The sequence below is a fragment of the Rhodobacter capsulatus genome, assembly GCF_005144475.1.
In the GTDB taxonomy this organism is placed as follows: domain Bacteria; phylum Pseudomonadota; class Alphaproteobacteria; order Rhodobacterales; family Rhodobacteraceae; genus Rhodobacter; species Rhodobacter capsulatus_C.
Genome location: NZ_SWJZ01000069.1, coordinates 1 through 2,500 on the forward strand (window position 1 = coordinate 1; position 2,500 = coordinate 2,500).

Below are 2,500 nucleotides of genomic sequence, written 5' to 3' on the forward strand. Positions count from 1 at the left end.
TGGTTGCGGGGGCAGGATTTGAACCTGCGGCCTTCAGGTTATGAGCCTGACGAGCTACCGGGCTGCTCCACCCCGCGTTATGTCCCGAGGGCTATTTTTGCGATCGGGGTATTTTCATCGTTTTGAGAGAACGTGGCTTCTTTCTAGGTTTGGCGGTGACCTACTCTCCCACGTCTTGAGACGCAGTACCATCGGCGTGTTGGCCCTTAACGGCCGAGTTCGGGATGGGATCGGGTGTTTAGCCAACGCTATGACCACCAAACCGAGGAAGAAGCCATGTCCAAGTCTGAGTACATTGAGAAGCGCTCCTGCCGCGACTGCGGCCTCGGGCGTTGAGCCCGCGCGGAGCGTTCTTCTTACTAACCAATGTGTATACTTGCTTTTGGTCCTGAGCCTTGCTGCTACTGGATCAAATCAAGCCAATCGGGCAATTAGTACCGGTCAACTGAATGCATTGCTGCACTTACATCTCCGGCCTATCGACGTGGTGGTCTTCCACGGCCCTCAAGGGATACCTTGTTTTGAGGGGGGCTTCACGCTTAGATGCCTTCAGCGTTTATCCTGTCCGTTCATAGCTACCCAGCACTACCGTTGGCACGATAACTGGTCCACCAGTGGAACGTTCACCCCGGTCCTCTCGTACTAGGGGCAACTCCTCTCAAGTATCCTACACCCACGGCAGATAGGGACCGAACTGTCTCACGACGTTCTAAACCCAGCTCACGTACCTCTTTAAATGGCGAACAGCCATACCCTTGGGACCTGCTCCAGCCCCAGGATGAGATGAGCCGACATCGAGGTGCCAAACGATGCCGTCGATATGGACTCTTGGGCATCATCAGCCTGTTATCCCCAGAGTACCTTTTATCCGTTGAGCGATGGCCCTCCCACTTGGGACCACCGGATCACTATGACCGACTTTCGTCTCTGCTCGACTTGTCAGTCTTGCAGTCAGGCAGGCTTTTGCCATTGCACTCAACGACCGATTTCCGACCGGTCTGAGCCTACCTTCGCGCGCCTCCGTTACGATTTGGGAGGCGACCGCCCCAGTCAAACTCCCCACCATGCAGGGTCCCGGATCCGGATGACGGACCGCGGTTAGACATCAAGAGTGCGAAGGGTGGTATCTCAAGGTTGCCTCCACCGCGACTGGCGTCACGGCTTCAAAGGCTACCACCTATCCTGCACATCACAATCCTGATGCCAGTGCAAAGCTGGAGTAAAGGTTCATGGGGTCTTTCCGTCTAACCGCGGGTAGTGTGCATCTTGACACACAGTTCAATTTCGCTGAGTCCACGTTTGAGACAGCGGGGAGATCGTTACGCCATTCGTGCAGGTCGGAACTTACCCGACAAGGAATTTCGCTACCTTAGGACCGTTATAGTTACGGCCGCCGTTTACTGGGGCTTCAATTCGGAGCTTGCACCCCTCCTTTTAACCTTCCAGCACCGGGCAGGCGTCAGACCCTATACGTCGCCTTACGGCTTCGCAGAGCCCTGTGTTTTAAGTAAACAGTCGCCACCCCCTAGTTTGTGCCCCCCACCCACACTTGCGTGCGAATGGGGCCTCCTTCTCGCGAACTTACGGAGGCATTTTGCCGAGTTCCTTAAACGTGGTTCTCTCAAGCGCCTTGGTATACTCTACCTGTCCACCTGTGTCGGTTTAGGGTACGGTCATATGGAGGGCTATTTCCTGGGACACCGCAGCTGCCCGACCAATCCGATAAGGTCGAACAACAGTGAGCATCCGTCACATCCTCCTGGCCCACGAATATTAACGTGGTTCCCATCGACTACGCCTTTCGGCCTCGCCTTAGGGGCCGGCTTACCCTGCTCAGATTAGCTTTAAGCAGGAACCCTTGGACTTTCGGCGAGAGGGTCTCTCACCCTCTTTATCGCTACTCATGTCAACATTCTCGCTTCTGATCACTCCACCGGATCCCTCACAGGCCGGCTTCACAGTCAGCACCTGTCCGACCAAGGCTTTCCCGAAGGAGAGCTAAAGTCGGGCGGTGCTATATCACAGAACGCTCCGCTACCACGTGCATTGCTGCACATCCAAAGCTTCGGCTCGTGGCTTGAGCCCCGTTACATCTTCGCCGCAGGATCTCTTGACTAGACCAGTGAGCTGTTACGCTATCTTTAAAGGATGGCTGCTTCTAAGCCAACCTCCTGGTTGTTTTGGAAATCCCACATGCTTTCCCACTTAGCCACGAATTGGGGGCCTTAGCTGTTGGTCAGGGTTGTTTCCCTCTTCACGACGGACGTTAGCACCCGCCGTGTGTCTCCCGGATAGTACTCTGCGGTATTCGGAGTTTACTTAGACTCAGTAAGGCTGTGGGCCCCCATCATCCATGTAGTGCTCTACCCCCGCAGGTATTCGTCCGAGGCGCTACCTAAATAGCTTTCGCGGAGAACCAGCTATCTCCAGATTTGATTGGCCTTTCACCCCTAGCCACACCTCATCCGGACCCTTTTCAACGGGTGTCGGTTCGGACCTC

The 2,500-nt window shown here is 55.2% G+C and carries 1 tRNA gene and 2 rRNA genes (1 of these 3 cut by a window edge); all 3 read right to left on the reverse strand.

Annotation, left to right across the window (positions count from 1 at the left end):
- Nucleotides 1–77, reverse strand: a tRNA-Met gene (locus FBT96_RS15400).
- A 70-nt stretch (nt 78–147) separates the two neighbouring features.
- Nucleotides 148–262: ribosomal RNA gene (rrf, locus tag FBT96_RS15405) — 5S ribosomal RNA — on the reverse strand.
- A 148-nt stretch (nt 263–410) separates the two neighbouring features.
- Nucleotides 411–2,500 (reverse strand): 23S ribosomal RNA (locus FBT96_RS15410) (it continues 796 nt past the right edge of the window).